We start from the raw sequence: 19,841 nt of genomic DNA, 5'->3' as shown, positions 1-19,841 counted from the left end.
AGTGCGCACGCGCGAGGGGCGACCGCCACGACACGGCGCGGCGGCTTTCGGGGTCGTCAGCCGAACACCGTCCCGGAGCTCGCGGTGTTCACGCTGCGTCGGCGGGAGAAGGCGCCCAGGTCGATGGACTCTCCGGTGTGCCTGCCGACGAACCGCACCGGATGCGCGTCGTGGTCGACCCCGCTCTCGACCCGGTCGATCAGGGTGGCCATCAACTGCCCCACCAGCGGGGCGTTCTTGAACTGATTGCCACTGGTGCCCATCGCCACGTAGAAGCCGTCCAGGGCGGTGCGATCGTAGATCGGCGTCCAGTCGTCGGCGACGTCGTAGACCCCGACCACGCCGCGCGCGCGGTTGGGCACCGCGAGGCCGGACAGCCGCCGGGCCGCCCGGGTCACGTGCGCCTCGAAGACGGCCGGCGTCGGGTTCGGGTTCGCCGCGTCGGGGTCGTCGATCCACTCGAGGGGGTCGCATTCCGGCTCGGTGCCGCCGACGAGCAGCCCGTCGCCGACCTCACCGCGGACGTAGACGCCCAGGTCCAGGTCCGCCACCGTGATCCCCGCCGCCCCGCCCGGGTTGAAGCCGGCGGGCGCGCGGACGTGTGCGACCTCCTGTCGCAGCGGCCGCACCCCGATGGTGAAGTCCGAGCCCACTCCGGCGAGTTCGTTCACCCGGCCGGACCAGGGCCCGGCCGCGTTGACGACGGTCGTGCAGGCCAGCCTGGTGCCGTCGTCGAGCACGACGGCGGCCACCCGGCTGTCCGTGGACCGCACCTCGACGACCGTGCGCCGGAACCGGAACTCGGCCCCGTACCGGGTCGCCGCGGCGGCCAGGTTCTGCGCCGCCAGCTGCGGGTCGCTGATGTAGCCCGCGTCCGGGGTGTGGACCGCGCCGAGCCGGTCGGGCGCGTCCGCCCAGAAGCGGTCGTCGTCGAGGCGCTTGGGCGGCCAGTAGCGGCCGGTGTCGATGCCGGGGATCCTGGCCGCGAGGGTGGCGGCGTCCCACTCCTCGTACGGCACCCCGACCGCGTCGAACAGCGGCAGGTAGGCGGTGCGCGGCGCCGCGTCCACGTCGAGCAGGGCCAGACCGCTGCGTTCGAAGCGGACCGGGTCCGCGACATCGCAGCCCAGGTGCTCGCGCCAGGCCCGCCAGCAGAACTGCGCCTCCCACGACGCCGCCACTCCGGCGTGGGTGGAGAAGTTGAAGCGCACGATGGCGCTCGACGCACTGGTCGACCCGAGGCCGACTCCGCCCGCCTTGTCCACCACGGTCACCCGCCGACCCGCCCGGGCGAGTTCGAGCGCGATCGACGAGCCGATCACCCCTGCTCCGACCACCACGACGTCCGTGCTCATCCGGCTCTCCTGACTCGTTCGGGCCGCCGCGCTCGTCCGGGCCGCCTCGCGACCCGACCCAGTCTGGTCGACGGCGCGCCCCCGGACATCCGGTCGAGGCCGTGAACGCGGACCGCCGCCGGCCCTTCGCGTAGGGGATTCGCGAAGGACCGGCGGCGGTGGGATCCGCGGGCCGGCGGCGTGTGCCGAACCGCGGAGGTCGGAGAGCTACATCGGTGTGACGTAGGCGCCCGCGATACCGCCGTCGACGAGGAACTCGGCGGCGTTGACGAAGGACGAGTCGTCGCTGGCCAGGAACGCGACCGCGGCGGCCAGCTCCTCGGGCTCGGCGAACCGGCCGACGGGGATGTGCACGAGCCGGCGGGCCGCGCGCTCGGGGTCCTTGGCGAACAGTTCCTTGAGCAGCGGGGTGTTCACCGGGCCCGGGCACAGCGCGTTGACCCGGATGCCCTCGCGGGCGAACTGCACGCCCAGCTCGCGCGACATCGCCAGCACACCGCCCTTGGACGCGGTGTAGCTGATCTGCGAGGTCGCCGCGCCCATCACGGCCACGAACGAAGCCGTGTTGATGATCGAGCCCCTGCCCTGGCGCTGCATGTAGGGCAACGCGGCCTTGCAGCACAGGAACACCGAGGTCAGGTTGACCTCCTGGACCCGCCGCCAGGCGTCGAGCCCGGTGGTCAGGATCGAGTCGTCGTCGGGCGGCGAGATGCCGGCGTTGTTGAACGCGATGTCGACCGATCCGTATGTGTCGAAGGCGGCCTTGAACAGGGCGTCGACCTGATCGGCGTCGGTGACGTCGACGGCCACGAAGAGTCCGCCGACCTCGGCCGCGGCGGCCTTGCCGGCGACCTCGTCGATGTCGCCGCACACCACGTTCGCGCCCTCGGAGGCGAGGCGCCGCGCGGAGGCCAGGCCGATGCCGCTGCCCGCTCCGGTGACGACGGCGGTACGGCCGACGAGGCGGCGGCACACGGGGGTCTGCTCGGTCACTTAACTCTCCTCGGTGCTGATGAACACGTTCTTGACCTCGGTGAAGGCCGCGAGGGCGTCGGGCCCCAGTTCGCGGCCCAGGCCCGACTGCCCGAACCCGCCGAAGGGGGTCGAGTAGCGGACGCTGCTGTGCGAGTTGACGGACAGGTTCCCGGCGCGCACGGCCCGCGAGACGCGCAGCGCCCGGCCCACGTCGCGGGTCCACAGCGACCCGGACAGCCCGTACGCGGTGCCGTTGGCCAGCCGGATCGCGTCGGCCTCGTCGTCGAAGGGCAGGACGACGGCGACCGGGCCGAAGATCTCCTCGACCGCGACCCGGTCGTCGGCGGACTCCGGGGTCAGCACGGTCGCCGGATACCAGAAGCCCTTGCCGCTCGGGGCCTCGCCGCGGATCGCGGCCGGGGCGTCCTCGGGTATGTACGAGCGCACCCGTTCGCGGTGCGCGGCCGAGATCAGCGGCCCCATCTGCGTGGCGGGATCGTTCGGGTCGCCGACCCGGAAGGCCCGCACCGCGGGTTCGAGCAGGTCCATGAATCGGTGGTAGACGTCGCGCTGCACGAGGATGCGCGTGCGGGCGCAGCAGTCCTGCCCGGTGTTGTCGAGGAACGCGCCGGGGGCGGCGGCCGCGGCGGCCTCGAGGTCCGCGTCGGCGAAGACGATGTTCGGGCTCTTGCCGCCGAGTTCGAGGGTCACCCGTTTCACGCCGGCCGCGCATCTGGCCATGATGTCCTTGCCGACCGCCGTCGAGCCGGTGAAGACCACCTTGGCCACGCCCGGGTGCTCCACCAGGGCGCGGCCCGTCACCGGGCCGGCCCCCGGCAGCACCTGGAACAGGCCCTCGGGCAGGCCGGCCATCAGGCCCAGTTCGGCCAGGCGCAGCGCGGTCAGCGGTGTGGTCTCGGCCGGCTTGAGCAGGACCGCGTTGCCGGCCGCGAGCGCGGGCGCCAGGCCCCACGCGGCGATCGGCATCGGGAAGTTCCACGGCGCGATCACCGCGACCACGCCGAGCGGCTCGTGGAAGGTCACGTCCAGGCCGCCGGCCACCGGGATCTGCCGGCCGTTCAGTCGCTCGGCCCCGCCCGCGGCGTAGTCGAGCAGGTCGCGGACGTTGCCCGCCTCCCAGCGGGCGTTGCCGATCGGGTGACCGGCCTCGCGGACCTCCAGGCGGGCCAGCTGCTCGAGGTGCTCGTCGACGACGACGGCGAACCGGCGCAGCACACGGGCCCGGTCGCCCGGGGCGCGGGCCGCCCAGTGCGCCGCGGCCCGGGTGGCCCGCGCCACGGCGGCGTCGACCTCGCGCGCCGAGGTCGCCGCGACGATCGCGACCTCCTCCTCGGTGGCCGGGTCGAGAATGACGTGCTCGTGCTGCTCGTGCAGTTCGTGGTGCTCGGACAACGGGCTGATCCTCACATGCGCTCGAAGGAGCGGAAGCGCTCCCAATCGGTGACTGCCGTGTCGTACGCGTCCTGTTCGACCCGCGCCATGTTGAGGTAGTGGGCCACCACCTCTTCGCCGAAGGCGTCCCGGGCGATCGAGGACCGCTCCCACAGCTCGGCGGCCTCGCGCAGCGTGCCCGGTACATGCGGCGCGTCGCCCGTGTAGGCGTTGCCCGTACACGCCTCGCCCGGTTCGAGCTCGTGCTCGATCCCGTACAGCCCGGCCGCGACCATGCCCGCGACCGCGAGGTAGGGGTTCACGTCGCCTCCGGGAAGGCGGTTCTCGAAGCGGTGGGAGTGCCCGTGCCCGATCACGCGCAGGGCGCACGTGCGGTTGTCCGGGCCCCACGCGACGGCGGTCGGCGCGAAGGAGCCGGGCCTGAAGCGCTTGTACGAGTTGATGTTCGGCGCGTACAGCAGGGTGAACTCGCGCATCGCGGCGAGCTGCCCGGCCATGAAGTGCCGCATCGTCTTGGACATGCCGTACGGGCCGTCCGCGTCGGCAAGCACCGGCCGGCCGTCCGCGTCCCGGAGCGAGAGGTGGATGTGGCACGAGTTGCCCTCGCGCTCGTCGTACTTCGCCATGAAGGTGAGCGACATGCCCTCCTGCGCGGCGATCTCCTTGGCCCCCGTCTTGTAGACGGCGTGCTGGTCGCACGTGGTCAGCGCCTCGTCGTAGCGGAAGGCGATCTCGTGCTGCCCGAGGTTGCACTCGCCCTTCGCCGACTCCACGGTCATGCCGGCCGCGCCCATCTCGTTGCGGATCCGGCGCAGCAGCGGTTCGACCCGCCCGGTGCCGAGCACCGAGTAGTCGACGTTGTACTGGTTGGCCGGGGTCATGCCGCGATAGGCGCGGTCCCAGCCGGCCTCGTAGGTGTCCTTGAAGACGATGAACTCGAGCTCGGTGCCCGCGTGGGCGGTCCACCCGCGGTCGGCGAGCCGGTCCAACTGGCGGCGCAGGATCTGTCGCGGCGAGGCCACGACCGGGGAGCCGTCGTGCCACAGCAGGTCCGCGTTGACCATTGCGGTGCCGGGGTTCCACGGGGTACGGCGCAGCGTGGCCAGATCGGGGCGCATGACGAAGTCGCCGTAGCCGCGCTCCCAGGACGACATGGTGTAGCCGGCGACGGTATTCATGTCGGTGTCCACGGCGAGGAGGTAGTTGCAACCCTCGGTGCCGTGGGCGAGCGCGTCGTCGAGGAAGAAGCGCGCGGCGAATCGTTTGCCCTGCAACCTGCCCTGCATGTCGGTGAAGGCCAGGACTACCGTGTCGATTTCCCCGGTGTCCACGTGTGCGCGCAGCTCGTCGACGGACAGCGGGGGCGTTCGGTCTACCAAGGGAAAGCCTCCTGTCGGTCCAACCGGAAGCCATAAGGTATGACCACGAACCATTGATTGGGAAGAGCTGGAAGGGAGAGATCGTGGCCGAGCGAGACGAGCGCGTCGAGCCGGACGGGCGAGCCGAGTCCGTCGGGCGGGACGGGTCATCCGAGTTGGACCCGAAGGATCGGCTGTCACCGCTGCTGCGCCCGGTCCGCGCGGGCAACGGTTTCGAGGAGGCGCTGGAGCAGATCCTCCAGGTGATCCGCCTGGGCCTGGTGTCCGACGGCGGCCGACTGCCCGCCGAGCGCGATCTGGCCGATCGACTCGGGGTCAGTCGGGTGACGCTGCGCGAGGTGCTCAAGGTGCTGGCGGACCAGGGCATCGTGGAGAGCCGGCGGGGGCGCTACGGCGGCACGTTCGTGCGCGAGCGCCCGGGGCCGGTCGGCGCCGGGGCCGGCGACGAGTTGCGCAGGCGGATCGCGAGGGTGGACGTGGAGGACACGCTGCGCTTTCGCGAGGTCCTGGAGGTGGGCGCGGCGGGGTTGTGCGCGGCGCAGGGCCTGGACGACGAGCAGGCCGGGCGGCTGCGGGCGGCTCTCGCGGACACCCGGGACGCGCCGCTCGCGGAGTACCGGCGACGGGACACCCTGCTGCATCTGACGCTCGCCCAGCTGTGCGGCTCGCCGTCGCTCGCCGCCCAGTACGCGGCGGTCCGGGCCACCGTGAACGATCTGCTGGACTGCATCCCGCTGCTGGTGCGCAACCTGGAGCACTCGCAGCATCAGCACACCGCCCTGGTCGAGGCGATTCTCGAGGGCGATCCGGACGCGGCGGCCGAGGTCATGCGCGAACACTGCGCGGGCACGGCGGCGCTGTTGCGCGGCTTCCTGTCCTGAGCCCGGCCCGACCCCGACACCGCCCGAGTCGGCCCCGAAGCCGAACCCGGCCCGGGTCCGGTTGTAACAACGGATTTACCTCGAAGCCTTGCGCCACGCCCACACACGAGCAAAGGTATGCGATCGAACCAATAATCCTCCCCTCCCTCCCGTCAGGAGCGGCTCGTGGCCGACGACATCCAAGCGCGCACGACGAAGAGCGACGGCGACTCGTCCGCCGAGGCGGCGGAGACCTACATGGAGAAGCGGGCACTGCGCCGCGGCAGCGCCGGTTGGCTGTTGCTGACCGGCCTGGGCGTCGCCTATGTGGTCTCGGGAGACTTCTCCGGCTGGAACTTCGGCTTGGCCGAGGCCGGTTTCGGCGGCCTGGCGATCGCCGCCGCGCTCATGGGTCTGATGTACACATGCATGGTGTTCTCGCTCGCCGAGCTGTCCTCGATCCTGCCCGCCGCGGGCGGCGGCTACGGCTTCGCCCGGCGCGCGCTCGGGACCTGGGGCGGCTTCCTGACCGGAACCGCGATCCTGATCGAGTACGTCCTGGCGCCGGCCGCCATCGTCATCTTCATCGGCGACTACGTCCAATCGCTCAACCTGTTCGGCCTGAAGTCCTCGTGGCCGGTCTACCTCGCGTGCTTCGTGATCTTCATCGGGATCCACCTGTGGGGCGTCGGCGAGGCGCTGCGCTTCAGCTTCATCGTCACCGGTATCGCCGTCGCCGCGCTGCTGATCTTCGCGGTCGGCGCGTTCACCGAGTTCGACGGCGGTGGGCTCAACGACATACCGGTGGACCACGACGCGCTGGGCTCCAACTCGTGGCTGCCGTTCGGCCTGCTGGGCATCTGGTCGGCCTTCCCCTTCGGCATGTGGTTCTTCCTGGGCGTGGAGGGCGTACCTCTGGCGGCGGAGGAGACCAAGGACCCCGCGCGCACCCTGCCCAGGGCGATGGGCCTGTCGATCGGCATCCTGCTGCTGCTCGCCGTGCTCACCTTCCTGGCCGCGACCGGGGCGCACGGGTCGAACGCGATCGTGGACGCGGGCAACCCGCTGGTGACCGCGCTCCAGGGCGACGGCGACCCGACCCCGCTGAGCCGCTTCGTGAACTACGCGGGTCTGGCCGGCCTGGTGGCCTCGTTCTTCTCGCTCATCTACGCCGGATCGCGACAGCTGTTCGCGCTGTCCCGGGCCGGCTACCTGCCCCGCTTCCTGTCCCTGACCAGCCGGCGCAAGGCTCCCTACCTCGGCCTCCTCGTGCCCGGCGCGCTCGGTTTCGCGCTGGCCGCGTGGAGCGGGGACGGTGCCCGGATGCTCAACATCGCGGTGTTCGGCGCGACCATCTCGTACGCCCTGATGTCCCTGTCGCACATCGTGCTGCGGCGCCGCGAGCCCGAACTGCCCCGGCCCTACCGGACCCCCGGCGGCATAGCCACATCCTCCGTGGCCTTCGTACTCGCCTGCTCCGCGCTCGTCGCGACGTTCCTGGTGGACAAGCAGGCGGCGCTCATCGCGCTCTGCGTGTACGCCGTCGCCCTCGCCTACTTCGCGCTGTACAGCCGGCACCGACTGGTGGCCAACGCGCCGGAGGAGGAGTTCGCGGCCCTCGCGGCGGCCGAGGCCGAACTCGCCCGGGACTGAATCCACCACTCCCCGGCCGGCCGCCCCGTCCACCCCGGCCCATCCCCACCCACCGGTCCCGCCCGTCCCGCCCGTCCCGCGCCCATCCGACCCGAACCCAGAGGAACCGAGCGGCACTTCATGCACAAGCCACTGATCGGCATCAGCACGTACAGCGAGGAATCCGTCCACTGGGGGGTCTGGCAACAGCCCGCGGTCCTGCTCCCCATGGGCTATCCCACCCTGGTCCAGCGGGCGGGCGGCCTCGCGGTCATGCTGCCGCCGGACGTGCCGGAAGCGGCGGCCGAGACAGTCGCGCGCCTGGACGCGGTGGTGATCGCGGGCGGTCCGGACGTGCGGTCCTCCCGATACGGAGCCGAGCCGCACCCCGAGGCCGGGGCGCCGAACGAGGCCCGGGACGTCTGGGAGTCCGCGCTGATCGAGGCGGCGCTGGCGGCGGGCACGCCGCTGCTGGCGATCTGCCGGGGCATGCAGCTCCTGAACGTGGTCCTGGGCGGGACCCTGATCCAGCACCTGCCGGACGTGGTCGGCCACGGCGGCCACACCGGCCCGCCGGGCCGGCTCGTCGGGCATGTCGTCGAGCCGGTCCCGGGCACACTGCTCGCGGCGATCGGCGCCGAGCCGACCGAGGTGCCCACCTATCACCACCAGGCCGTGGATCGGCTCGGCCGCGGCCTGGTGGCCGGCGCCCTGGCCGAGGACGGCGTCGTCGAGGCCGTCGAGCTGCCGGGCGCGGCGTTCGTCCTCGGCGTGCAGTGGCACCCCGAGGCCGGTACGGACCTGCGGATCGCGCAGGCGCTGGTCGCCGCCGCGCACTGCCCGAAGCCCGCCACCGCGCCGGCCGGGTGACCCGGGCACACCACGAACCGCCACTCCACGACGCGTAGTCGTCAGCGAAAGGCAGACATTCCGGTTCCGATTCCCGACCGCCGGAGGGTACCGCGACAGGTTCTGCGGTGACAGTCTGTTCTGATGTCGATACCGACTGCCACGATCGGAGTCGGGTCGCCACTCGTTAACCGCGACGAAGTGGGAGGGAACCGACGTGACTTCAGAGCAGACGCAGCCGGTGAGCATGTATCCGGAACTGGACGAGGCGACGCTCGTACAGATCATCCGGGCACTGGAGACCGGAGACACCTCGCGGCTCGCCCCGTCCAGGGTCGTAGAGGTCGAACAGGCCAGAGCCCAAGTGGAGTTCAGCAGGGTCAAGGTGCCCGGCGCGGAGGGGGTCGAGCTGGACGGGGCGCTGTGGCGGCACCCCGACGGCGGGCCGCGCGCCGTGATCGTGATGCCGTCGCCGTGGGTGGACCTGGGCTGGGCCGTGTACGTGGCACAGGCCACCCTGTTCGCGCTCAAGGGGTACAACGTCCTGGCCTACACGGCCCGCGGGTTCGGGGATTCGGGCGGCGAGGTCGAGGTCGCCGGTCCCCTGGACGTCGCGGACGCGTCCCTGGCTCTCAACTTCCTCACCGCCCGAACCGAGGGCGAGGTGAGGGGCGTCGGCTTCCTCGGCGACTCGTACGGCTCGGGCATCAGCCAGTTGGTCGCCGCACACGACGACCGGGTGAACGCGGTCGTCGCCCTCAGCACGTGGGGAGACCTGGGCGAGGCGTTCTTCGAGAACAGCACCCGGCACGTCGCCGCGGTGCAGACGCTGTTGGGGGCCGCGTCCAAGGCCCGGCTCAGTGCGCGGACCCGGCAGGCGTTCGAGGACGTGCTGGCCAACCGGAACGTCCAGGACACCCTCGCCTGGGCGCTGCCGCGCTCCCCGTACACCCACGTCGAGCGCCTCAACGGCAACCCGGTGTCGATCCTGTTCGCGAACGCCTGGCACGAGACGCTGTTCCCCACCAATCAGATGTTGAAGGTGTTCAACGCGCTGACCCGTCCCAAGCGCCTGCTGATGTCCATCGGCGACCACTCGGGCCCGGAATCGCCCGGCATCGTCGGGCTGCCCAACCGCATCTGGGCGGACGCCCACCGCTGGCTGGACCACCACCTCCTCGGCGACGACAACGGCATCGACGCCGAGGACCAGGTCGTCTGTCAGGTCATGTGGGACGGCGGGCTGGAATCCCGGCCCACGTGGGACACGATCGGCGAACGCATCGACCGGCTCTATCTGGTCGGCGCGCAAAACGGCGGCGGCGCCGTGCTGGCCGACAAGCCGGGCGGCGACTGGGAGCTCACCTTCCGGGCCGGGACCGATACCCCGGCCACCGTCGCGAACAAGATCATCATGTCCGGTTACGCGGAGATGGCCGGCCTGCCCAAGATCTATCGCACCGGACAGATCGACCGATCCGACGCCGGCGCCTGGGTCACCGCGCCGATGCCCGACGGGCGGAGGCTGCGGGGCGTGCCGCGGCTGCGGCTGACCTACACCCCGGGCGCGGCGGACTCGACGCTCGTCGCGCATCTCTTCGACGTCGACGTGTTCGGCCTCGCGCGCATCATCACGCACGCGCCGTTCACCCACCTCGGCGGCGAGGCCGGCCGGCCGGTCACCGTGGACATCGAACTCCAGGCCACCGGCTACGACATCAAGGACAAGCACCGGCTGATGCTCGTCCTCGACACCAAGGACCCGTTCTACGGCGACGCCACCGAAGCGGGCACCACCATCACCGTCTCCTCGTCCGACGACGACCCGTCGTACCTGGAGATCCCGGTGCGCTGATCGACCCGGCTGCCCGGTCCGCGCCGGACCGGGCAGCCCGACCGACCGCTCCCCCGACCCATCGAGCGCTCGCCGAACCGCCGGACATTCGCCAGAGGTTCATCCCCGAGCCAGGTCCGCCCTGACGGCCCGTCGCCTGCCGCCGCTTGACTCGCCGTACGTGCACGTTCCGTGCTCGCGCGCGGTTTCCCCGCGTCAGGACGACAGGAGATGGCGTTGCGACGTATCCTTCCCGCGCTCGGCGTGGCCGGCGTACTGCTGGCGACCGTGATCGCGGTCCCCGCGGCCGCGGCCCAGGACGACACGTCCCGCAGTTCGTCGCGGCCGTCGGCCGACCCCATCGTGATCGCGCACCGGGGGGCGAGCGGCTACCGGCCCGAGCACACCCTGGAGAGCTACCGCCTCGCGATCCGGATGGGCGCGGACTACATCGAGCCCGACCTCGTCGCCACCAAGGACGGCGCGCTCGTCGCCCGGCACGAGAACGAGATCTCCGGTACGACCGACGTCTCCACGCGCCCGGAGTTCGCCGCGCGCAAGGCGACCAAGACCATCGACGGGACCGCGGTCACCGGCTGGTTCACCGAGGACTTCACCCTCGCCGAGCTCAAGACGCTGCGCGCGAAGGAGCGGCTGCCGCAGGTCCGTCCGACCAACACCGCGTTCGACGGCAAGCTGGAGGTGCCCACCCTCCAGGAGGTGCTCGACCTGGCGCGGACCGAGGGCCGCAGGCTGCACCGGACGATAGGCGTCTACCCGGAGACCAAGCACCCGACCTACTTCCAGTCGATCGGGCTGCCGCTCGAGGAGCCGCTGGTACAGATCCTCAAGCACAACCGGCTCACCGGCCGCAAGGACAAGGTGTTCATCCAGTCCTTCGAGACCGCGAACCTGCGCAAGCTCGACCGGATGATCGACGTCAAGCTGGTGCAGCTGCTCGACGCGACGGGCCGGCCGTACGACTTCGCCGTCGCGAACGACCCGCGCACGTACCAGGATCTGACCCGGCCCGAGAACCTGAAGTGGATCGGCACCTACGCGGACGGGATCGGCAGCAACAAGAACCTGATCGTCCCGCGTGACGCCGCGGGCAGGCTGCTGCCCCCCACCACGCTGATCCGGGACGCGCACCGCGCCGGACTGATCGTGCACGCCTGGACGTTCCGCGCGGAGAACCAGTTCCTGCCGGCCGACTTCCGCCTCGGCGCCGACCCGAACGCGCGCGGCGACATCACCGCCGAGTACGAACTGTTCTACGGCCTCGGCCTCGACGGCCTGTTCGCCGACCAGCCGGACACCGCGGTCGCGGCCCGCGCCGGCCTCGCGTCCTAGACGACGCCCCGGCGCCCCGCGCACGGTCTCGCCGAGCCGGCAAGGCAGTGCGACGCAGCCCGCGACGTCGCGGCGCCGCCCCCGCACGGGGGCATCGGCGTCGCGAACGTCGCGGGCTGTACGTCTTCCCGCCGGCCGCGGGCGATCAGATGGCCGCGGCCAGTTCGGTGCCCTGGCGGATCGCCCGCTTGGCGTCCAGTTCGGCGGCGACATCCGCGCCGCCGATGAGGTGGACCGGGTGTGCGCCGGTGCGCAGTTCCTCGTACAGGTCGCGGCGGGGCTCCTGTCCCGCGCACAGCACGATCGTGTCCACCGCGAGGGTCGTGGCGGTGCCGTCCACGGTGAAGTGCAGACCCTCGTCGTCGATGCGGTCGTACACGACCCCGGCCACCATGACGACGCCGCGCTGCTTCAGTTCGGTGCGGTGGATCCAGCCCGTCGTCTTGCCGAGACCGGCACCGACCTTGGACGCCTTGCGCTGCAACAGGTGGACGCTGCGCGGTGACCTCGGGCGCTCGGGAACCCGCAGCCCGCCCGGCGCGCGGTAGTCGGTGTCGACGCCCCAGGCGCGGAAGTACGTCTCGGGATCCCGGCTCGCCGAGTCGCCGGCGTCGGTCAGGAACTCGGCGACGTCGAAGCCGATGCCGCCGGCACCGATGATCGCCACGCGCTCCCCCACCGGGGCGCCGTCCCGCAGCACGTCGAGGTAGGTGCGCACGCTCGGATGGTCGAGCCCGGGGATCTCGGGGGCCCTGGGGGTGACTCCGGTGGCCACCACGATCTCGTCGTAGCCGCCCGACGCAAGGGTGTCCTTGGTGACGGGCGTGTTCAACCTGACCTCGACGCCGCGCTGTTCGAGCTGCACCCGGAAGTAGCGCAGGGTCTCGTCGAACTCCTCCTTGCCGGGGACCTTGTTGGCGACGTTGAGCTGCCCGCCGATCCGGTCCGCGGCGTCGAAGAGGGTCACCGCGTGTCCGCGTTCGGCCGCGGCCACCGCGAACGCCAGGCCCACCGGCCCCGCCCCCACCACACCGACGCGCTTGCGCCGCCGGGTCGGCGTCAGCACCAACTCGGTCTCGTGGCAGGCCCGCGGATTGACCAGGCAGGAGGTGATCTTCCCGCTGAAGGTGTGATCCAGACACGCCTGGTTGCAGCCGATGCAGGTGTTGATGGCCTCGCCCCGGCCCTCGCCCGCCTTCACGACGAAGTCGGGGTCGGCGAGGAAGGGACGGGCCATCGACACCATGTCCGCGTAGCCCTCGGCGAGCAACCGCTCGGCGACCTCGGGGGTGTTGATGCGGTTGGTGGTCACCAGCGGGACGGTGACCGATCCCATCAGTTTCCTGGTCACCCACGTGTACGCCGCGCGGGGCACCGACGTGGCGATGGTCGGGATCCTGGCCTCGTGCCAGCCGATGCCGGTGTTGATGATGTCGGCGCCCGCCGCCTCGATCGCCTTGGCTAGCGTGACCACTTCCGTCAGTGAGGAGCCGCCCGGCACCAGGTCGAGCATCGACAGCCGGTAGATCAGGATGAAGTCCGCGCCCACGCGCTCGCGCACCCGCCGGACGATCTCCACGGGGAAGCGCATGCGGTTCTCGTACGAACCGCCCCAGCGGTCGGTGCGCCGGTTGGTGGCCGCGGCGACGAACTCGTTGATCAGGTAGCCCTCGGAGCCCATGATCTCGACCCCGTCGTAGCCCGCGAGCCTAGCCAGCCCGGCGGCCCGCACGAAGTCCTCGACGGTCCGTTCGACCTCGTCGTCGGTCAGGGCCCGCGGTACGTGCGCCGAGATGGGGGCCTGCAACGCGCTGGGGGCCACCAGGTCGGCGTGGTGCGCGTACCGGCCGAAGTGCAGGATCTGCATCGCGATCCGGCCGCCCTCGCGGTGCACGGCGTCGGTCACGACCTTGTGCCGCTCCGCCTCGGCCTCGGTGGTCAGGGCCGCGCCACCCGCCCAGGGGCGCCCGGCCTCGTTGGGCGCGATGCCGCCGGTGACGATCAGGCCGACACCGCCGCGGGCACGGGCCGCGTAGAAGGCCGCCATCCGCTCGAAGCCGTTCGCGGCCTCTTCCAGACCGACGTGCATCGACCCCATCACCACCCGATTGGGCAGGGTGGTGAAGCCCAGGTCGAGCGGGCTCAGCAGGTGCGGGTAGTGGTTGCTCATGAGATTATTATGCAACAAGTTGCATTAGATGGTGGCCCGCGGGGCCGGGCGGTACGGCCGAGGCCGCGCCCGGCCCCTGCGCCGAGGGGCGCGTCAGGCCTTGAGTCGGGCCATCCACGACTCGATCTCGTCCACGCCGCGCGGCAGGCCGGCCGACAGGTTTCGGTTGCCGTCCTCCGTCACCAGGATGTCGTCCTCGATCCGCACCCCGATGCCGCGATACTCCTCGGGCACCGTGAGGTCGTCGGCCTGGAAGTACAACCCGGGCTCGACGGTCAGGCACATCCCCGGCTCCAGCACACCGTCCACGTACGACTCGGTGCGCGCCACGGCGCAGTCGTGCACGTCCAGGCCGAGCATGTGACCCGTGCCGTGCAGCGTCCATCGGCGCTGCAGCCCCAGCTCCAGCACCCGCTCCACCGGTCCCTCGACCAGCCCCCACGCGACGAGGTGCTCGGCGAGCACCCGCTGCGCCTCGTCGTGGAACTCCCGGTACTTCGCGCCCGGACGCACGGCGGCGATGCCCGCCTCCTGCGCGGCGAACACGGCGTCGTAGATCCGGCGCTGGAACGGCGTGAACCGGCCCGTGACGGGCAGCGTGCGGGTCACGTCGGCGGTGTAGAGGGTGTGCGTCTCGACTCCCGCGTCGAGCAGCAGCAGGTCGCCCGGGCGCACCGGGCCGTCGTTGCGGACCCAGTGCAGGCTGGTCGCGTGCGGCCCCGCCGCGCAGATCGAGCCGTAGCCGACGTCGTTGCCCTCGACCCGCGCCCGCAGGAAGAAGGTGCCCTCGATGTAGCGCTCCGACGTCGCCTCGGCCCGGTCCAGGACTCGCACGACGTCCTCGAAGCCGCGCACCGTCGAGTCCACCGCGGCCTGCAGCTGGCGGATCTCGAACTCGTCCTTGACCAGCCGTTCGTCGGCCAGGAAGACCCGCAGCTCCTCGTCCCGCTCGGCGTCGAGGAGTTCACCGAGGGCGGCCTCCAGGCCCGCGTCGTGTCCACGCACGATCCGCACCGGCCCGGTCGCCCGTGACACCTCGTCCGCGGCCGTGCGCACGTCCCGACAGGGCAGCCCGTACAGCAGCTCGCCCTCGGCCAGGCCCGGTCGCCGGCCGACCCACAGCTCACCCTGCCCGTCCAGCCAGAACTCGCCGTTCTCCCGGTCGGAGCGCGGGAGCAGGTACAGCGCCGCGTCGTGCCCGTCGGCGGCGGGTTCCAGGACCAGCACGCCGTCCTGGGTCAGATCGCCGGTCAGGTAGGCGTAGTCGCTCGACGCCCGGAAGGGGTACTCGGTGTCGTTGGAGCGGGTCTTGAGGTTGCCCGCGGGGATCACCAGGCGCTCGCCGGGGAACCGGGCCGAGAGCGCCGCCCGCCGCCGGGCCGCGTTCGGGGCCTGCTCGATCGGTGCGAGGTCGCGCCGCTCGGTGTCGGCCCAGCCGGCACGCATGTTCGCCGCCAGCTCCTCCGAGACTTCCCGGTACAGGCCGTTCTTGCGCTGCTTGATCGGCTGCGCCTGCTGCTCGGACTGCCCGTTCTCGGCACCCACGACGGTCTCCTCGGCTCGACTCGGTCACTTCTCGGTCATTTGTCCGCACCCATCATTCCCGATCCGCCCGCTCGCCCCCGACCCGCTCGCCCCCGACCCGCCCGGACGCACGGGCACGGCCACGCCACGGCCGGGCGGGGCCGTGCCGAGATGGGATCCGTCACGGGATATCTTGATGTCAAGCAATCTCGCGGACATGGAACGGAGCATCCTGTGACCGACCCGACCATCATCTATACGCACACCGACGAGGCGCCGGCGCTGGCGACCTACTCTCTCCTCCCGGTGGTCCAGGCGTACGCGTCGACGGCCGGGGTCGGCGTGGAGACCCGCGACATCTCCCTCGCCGGGCGCATCATCGCCCAGTTCCCCGAGCGCCTCACGGCGGAGCAGCGCATCGACGACGCGCTCGCCGAGCTCGGCGAGCTGGCCCGGACGCCCGAGGCGAACATCATCAAACTGCCGAACGTATCGGCGTCGATTCCGCAGCTCAAGGCGGCCATCGCCGAGCTGCAGCAGCAGGGCTACGCACTGCCGAACTACCCGGACGACCCGAAGACCGACGAGGACAAGGACGTCCGGGCGCGCTACGGCAAGGCCCTGGGCAGCGCGGTCAACCCGGTCCTGCGCGAGGGCAACTCCGACCGCCGCGCGCCCGCGTCGGTCAAGAACTACGTCCGGGCGCACCCGCACCGCATGGGCACCTGGACGCCCGAGTCGAAGACCAACGTCGCGCACATGAGCGCCGACGACTTCTGCTCCACCGAGAAGTCCGCCGTGATCTCCGAGGCGGGCTCGCTCCGCATCGAGCTGGCGGGCGACGACGGCAGCACCACCGTCCTGCGCGAGGCGGTCCCCGTGCTCGAGGGCGAGGTCGTGGACGCCTCCGTGATGCGCGCGGCGCCGCTGCGCGAGTTCCTCGCCGCGCAGGTCGCCCGGGCCAAGGCCGAGGGCGTGCTGTTCTCGGTGCACCTGAAGGCCACGATGATGAAGGTCTCCGACCCGATCATCTTCGGCCACGCGGTCCGCGCCTTCTTCCCGGAGACCTTCGCCGAGCACGGCGCGGCGCTCGCGGCGGCCGGCCTGAGCCCGAACGACGGCCTCGGCGGCATCCTGAAGGGCCTGGAGTCGCTGCCCGAGGGCGCGAAGATCAAGGAGTCCTTCGAGGCCGAGCTGGCCAAGGGCCCGGCGCTGGCGATGGTCGACTCCGATCGCGGCATCACCAACCTGCACGTACCGAGCGATGTCATCGTCGACGCCTCCATGCCGGCGATGATCCGCACCTCCGGTCACATGTGGGGTCCGGACGGCAAGGAGGCCGACACCCTCGCCGTCCTCCCGGACAGCAGCTACGCCGGCGTCTACCAGGTCGTCATCGACGACTGCCGGGCGAACGGCGCCTACGACCCGGCCACGATGGGCTCGGTGCCCAACGTCGGCCTGATGGCGCAGAAGGCCGAGGAGTACGGCAGCCACGACAAGACCTTCGAGATCGCGACCACGGGCACCGTGCGGGTCGTCGACGGCGCCGGCGACGTCGTGCTGGAGCAGGTCGTCGCGGCCGGCGACATCTTCCGGATGTGCCAGACCAAGGACCTGCCGATCAAGGACTGGGTCAAGCTCGCCGTCACCCGCGCCCGCGCGACCGGCGCCCCGGCGGTGTTCTGGCTGGACCCGGCTCGCGCGCACGACGCGAACCTGATCGCGAAGGTCCGGGCGTACCTGCCCGAGCACGACACCGACGGTCTGCGGATCGAGATCATGTCGCCGGTCGAGGCGACCGCGTTCTCCCTGGAGCGCATCCGCCGCGGTGAGGACACCATCTCGGTCACCGGCAACGTGCTGCGCGACTACCTGACCGACCTCTTCCCGATCCTCGAGCTGGGCACGAGCGCGAAGATGCTCTCCGTCGTCCCGCTCATCAACGGCGGCGGCCTGTTCGAGACCGGCGCGGGCGGCTCCGCGCCCAAGCACGTCCAGCAGCTCGTCAAGGAGAACTACCTGCGCTGGGACAGCCTCGGCGAGTTCCTCGCGCTCGCGGTGAGCTTCGAGCACCTCGCGCAGCGCACGGGCAACGCGCGCGCCCAGATCCTCGCCGACACGCTCGACCGCGCGACGGGCACGTTCCTCGACGAGGACAAGTCGCCGAGCCGCCGCCTCGGCGGCATCGACAACCGCGGCAGCCACTTCTTCCTGGCCCTGTACTGGGCGCAGGAGCTGGCCGAGCAGACCGAGGACGCGGGTCTGGCCGAGGCGTTCGCCGGACTCGCCCGGACGCTGTCCGAGCAGCAGGAGACGATCGTCGGCGAACTGATCGCGGTGCAGGGCTCGCCGGTCGACATCGGCGGGTACTACCGGCCCGACGCCGCCAAGGCGTCGGCCGTCATGCGCCCCTCGACGACCTTCAACGAGGCCCTGGCGACCCTGGGCTGACGCCGGCGCCGGGCCCGGGAACGCTTGCCGTTCCCGGGCCCGGCCCGGATGGGCCGCAAGCCAACCGGTGAGTAGAGGGACGGCGGACGAGATCCCGTCGTCCCGACGATGTCGAAGGCGCTGATCCGGGCAGAGCCCGGCTCGGCGCCTTTACCCGTTCCCGGACGGCGGCGCAACAGCGAAAGATGCGCAATTCGAGGAACCTCGGGTCGAACGAACCTGCGAACCGGACGCAGCCGACGCTACCAAGGGCGACGGCGTGTACGACACGTTGCCTCGCTCTCGATGACCCGGGCGCGAGTCTCGACAGCACCCTCCCGAACAGTAACCATGAGTGTGGGTGCGGCGACTGAAGGGAGCGCAACTATTCGGCTGCCCAACTGTCTTCACGGCTGCTCATTGCGACGGCCGAGCCGATTCCGCTGCGATCGCCACCGCATCACCGACAGGATCGGTCCGATCGGTACGGTGCGACGTCGGGGACGGTAGGAGGCGACGGTGTTTCGGGGCGCCCAGGCTGTCTTTGAGATTTCGAACTACGCGCGTGGCAACGACGGATGCGGGGTCCTGGTTGTCGCCACACGCGAAACGGGACGAAACCCCCGGCCGGGGATTTCGACCAGCGAACGTGATACACGATCATCATCGTGGGCTCAATCCATTGCAAATCTCGCGAGAATCAGATCCTGGGTATTCATCCAACGGGGGAGATCGAGATGAAACATTCGGACGCCAGGCCACTTGAGATATCGCGCAGCGAGGCGGCTCCCGATCTCGCCAGCGAGCAACCCTTTACCAGACAGCACATCGTAGAGATCGTGACCGTTCCGATCGCATCGTTGCTGCCTGGTGAATCTCCGCGCTCGGAGGGGCAGGACAAAGAGCATATCTCCCGACTGGCCGAGGTCGAGGAACCACTTCCACCCATCCTCGTCAACCGAAACACCATGCAGGTGATCGATGGATTCCATCGCCTGCTCGCCGCTTTATCGAAGGGGCGGGAGGTGATCGATGTCGAGCTTTTCGTCGGCACTCCCGAGGAAGCTTTCCTGCGTGCCGTCAAAGCGAATGTGGGGCATGGCCTCCCCCTGTCGCAAGCCGACCGTCGAGCCGCGGCCACGAAGATCATCGCGTCCCACCCGCACATGTCCGACCGGGCGATCGCGCGGATCGCGGGCCTCGGGGCCAAGACCGTGGCGGGCATCCGGCGCCGTTCAGCTGACGCGGTGCCGCAGTTGAACGCCCGGATCGGCCGCGACGGCAGGGTCCGTCCGTTGAACAGTGTCGAGGGTCGACGGCGGGCCGCCGAGGTCATCGCCGAGCATCCGGAGGCTTCCCTGCGCGAGATAGCGCGGCTCGCGGGGATCTCGCCGGCGACCGCGAGCGATGTCCGCAAGCGCCTCGAATCCGGCGAGGAGCCGGTGACCGTGCCGGCCGGTGCGGCCGACATCCGCGACGGCGCGCCAGCGTCGGACCGGGCCGGCGGATCCAGGAGCGAGCGGAACGTGCGGCCGTGGCAGGCGGATCCGGGGTCGGTGGTCGAGAAGTTGCTGCGAGATCCGTCGCTGCGACACAAAGAGGAGGGGCGACACCTGCTGCGCCTGCTGCGGCAGAACGCGATCGGGCTGGACGAGTGGTCGGAATTGACCGCCGCGGTACCACCGCATTGCGGGGCCCTGGTCGTGCATCTCGCGCGGCAATACGCCGAAACGTGGCTGGGATTCGCCCAGGAGCTGGACGAGCGGGTTCGGTCCGTCACCACCGGCGCGGTCGGCATGTGAACGACCGCAATTAAACGGTACCAGGGGTTGCCGCGGCGCCGGGAATACCGGCCACCGACACCGAAATACGCTGCACCGGATGGCCGTGGACGCACGGACCACCACCGGGCAGCCACCTCTGCGAGGGGTTACCCGGAGGCAGGCATCGCCGCCTCGGGTATCCCCTCGTATCGATTTCCGCAGAGTGTGTGGAGATCGACCCGAACCCATTCGGCGACGGTGGACGTGTTCGTGGTCGCGCCGTGCACCTCGGGCCATTGCC

13 protein-coding genes are annotated in these 19,841 nt (G+C 71.0%); 7 read left to right on the top strand and 6 right to left on the bottom strand.

The genetic code is table 11. From position 1 onward, the window contains the following. Nucleotides 1-56 precede the first annotated feature (56 nt). Genes OG928_RS29285 through OG928_RS29270 form a run of 4 tightly spaced genes read right to left on the bottom strand, consistent with a single transcriptional unit; the run spans nucleotide 57 to nucleotide 5,122 of the window. Nucleotides 57-1,520: an NAD(P)/FAD-dependent oxidoreductase gene (locus OG928_RS29285; protein ID WP_406291285.1), complete on the bottom strand. Its 1,464-nt coding sequence runs from the start codon at nucleotides 1,518-1,520 to the stop codon at nucleotides 57-59. Nucleotides 1,521-1,562: 42 nt separating this feature from the next. Then, the gene (locus tag OG928_RS29280) at nucleotides 1,563-2,348 is read right to left on the bottom strand and encodes a 3-oxoacyl-ACP reductase (RefSeq protein ID WP_406289231.1); all 786 of its coding nucleotides are present in this window, start codon (nucleotides 2,346-2,348) and stop codon (nucleotides 1,563-1,565) included. Next, complete coding sequence (locus OG928_RS29275) at nucleotides 2,349-3,743, bottom strand: aldehyde dehydrogenase family protein (protein WP_406289229.1); 1,395 nt, start codon at nucleotides 3,741-3,743, stop codon at nucleotides 2,349-2,351. An 11-nt stretch (nucleotides 3,744-3,754) separates the two neighbouring features. Next, nucleotides 3,755-5,122, bottom strand: a complete 1,368-nt coding sequence (locus OG928_RS29270; protein WP_406289226.1) for a glutamine synthetase family protein — start codon at nucleotides 5,120-5,122, stop codon at nucleotides 3,755-3,757. A 155-nt stretch (nucleotides 5,123-5,277) separates the two neighbouring features. Between OG928_RS29270 and OG928_RS29265 the strand changes: the two genes are divergently transcribed. The 5 genes from OG928_RS29265 to OG928_RS29245 all read left to right on the top strand — a co-directional run bounded on the left by OG928_RS29265 (nucleotide 5,278) and on the right by OG928_RS29245 (nucleotide 11,650). Next, complete coding sequence (locus OG928_RS29265) at nucleotides 5,278-6,003, top strand: FadR/GntR family transcriptional regulator (protein WP_406291283.1); 726 nt, start codon at nucleotides 5,278-5,280, stop codon at nucleotides 6,001-6,003. 237 nt (nucleotides 6,004-6,240) lie between these two features. Then, nucleotides 6,241-7,635 (top strand): ethanolamine permease, encoded by a 1,395-nt coding sequence (gene eat / locus OG928_RS29260; protein WP_406291282.1) that lies wholly within the window; start codon nucleotides 6,241-6,243, stop codon nucleotides 7,633-7,635. A gap of 120 nt (nucleotides 7,636-7,755) precedes the next feature. Then, nucleotides 7,756-8,484, top strand: a complete 729-nt coding sequence (locus OG928_RS29255; RefSeq protein ID WP_406289224.1) for a gamma-glutamyl-gamma-aminobutyrate hydrolase family protein — start codon at nucleotides 7,756-7,758, stop codon at nucleotides 8,482-8,484. Nucleotides 8,485-8,680: 196 nt separating this feature from the next. Next, nucleotides 8,681-10,318: an alpha/beta fold hydrolase gene (locus OG928_RS29250; RefSeq protein ID WP_406289221.1), complete on the top strand. Its 1,638-nt coding sequence runs from the start codon at nucleotides 8,681-8,683 to the stop codon at nucleotides 10,316-10,318. Nucleotides 10,319-10,528: 210 nt separating this feature from the next. Continuing rightward, complete coding sequence (locus OG928_RS29245) at nucleotides 10,529-11,650, top strand: glycerophosphodiester phosphodiesterase (protein WP_406289219.1); 1,122 nt, start codon at nucleotides 10,529-10,531, stop codon at nucleotides 11,648-11,650. A gap of 145 nt (nucleotides 11,651-11,795) precedes the next feature. Here the strand turns inward: OG928_RS29245 and OG928_RS29240 are convergent, their stop codons facing one another. Together OG928_RS29240 and OG928_RS29235 are read right to left on the bottom strand one after the other, a co-directional pair. Continuing rightward, nucleotides 11,796-13,820 carry an NADPH-dependent 2,4-dienoyl-CoA reductase gene (locus tag OG928_RS29240; protein WP_406289217.1) on the bottom strand — a complete coding sequence of 675 codons (2,025 nt, stop codon included), beginning with the start codon at nucleotides 13,818-13,820 and terminating at the stop codon, nucleotides 11,796-11,798. A gap of 93 nt (nucleotides 13,821-13,913) precedes the next feature. Continuing rightward, nucleotides 13,914-15,365, bottom strand: coding sequence for an aminopeptidase P family protein (locus OG928_RS29235; protein WP_406289216.1), 1,452 nt, complete (start codon nucleotides 15,363-15,365; stop codon nucleotides 13,914-13,916). Nucleotides 15,366-15,578: 213 nt separating this feature from the next. On the opposite strand from OG928_RS29235, the gene OG928_RS29230 reads away from it, so the two are divergent. Further along, nucleotides 15,579-17,798 carry an NADP-dependent isocitrate dehydrogenase gene (locus OG928_RS29230; RefSeq protein WP_406289214.1) on the top strand — a complete coding sequence of 740 codons (2,220 nt, stop codon included), beginning with the start codon at nucleotides 15,579-15,581 and terminating at the stop codon, nucleotides 17,796-17,798. A 647-nt stretch (nucleotides 17,799-18,445) separates the two neighbouring features. Further along, nucleotides 18,446-19,579, top strand: a complete 1,134-nt coding sequence (locus OG928_RS29225) for a transcriptional regulator (RefSeq protein ID WP_406289212.1) — start codon at nucleotides 18,446-18,448, stop codon at nucleotides 19,577-19,579. The last annotated feature ends 262 nt before the right edge of the window (nucleotides 19,580-19,841 follow it).

The organism is Embleya sp. NBC_00896, assembly GCF_045207785.1.
Taxonomy (GTDB): domain Bacteria; phylum Actinomycetota; class Actinomycetes; order Streptomycetales; family Streptomycetaceae; genus Embleya.
The sequence above is the reverse complement of the archived record's forward strand: the minus strand, read 5'-3'. Positions and strand labels throughout refer to the sequence as shown.

What these genes read in the sequence shown, in the direction of transcription:
- OG928_RS29255 (WP_406289224.1), top strand. Translation starts at nt 7,756, where the DNA reads ATGCACAAGCCACTGATCGGCATCAGCACGTACAGCGAGGAATCCGTC.
- OG928_RS29245 (WP_406289219.1), top strand. Translation starts at nt 10,529, where the DNA reads ATGGCGTTGCGACGTATCCTTCCCGCGCTCGGCGTGGCCGGCGTACTG.
- OG928_RS29240 (WP_406289217.1), bottom strand. Translation starts at nt 13,820, where the DNA reads ATGAGCAACCACTACCCGCACCTGCTGAGCCCGCTCGACCTGGGCTTC.
- eat (WP_406291282.1), top strand. Translation starts at nt 6,241, where the DNA reads ATGGAGAAGCGGGCACTGCGCCGCGGCAGCGCCGGTTGGCTGTTGCTG.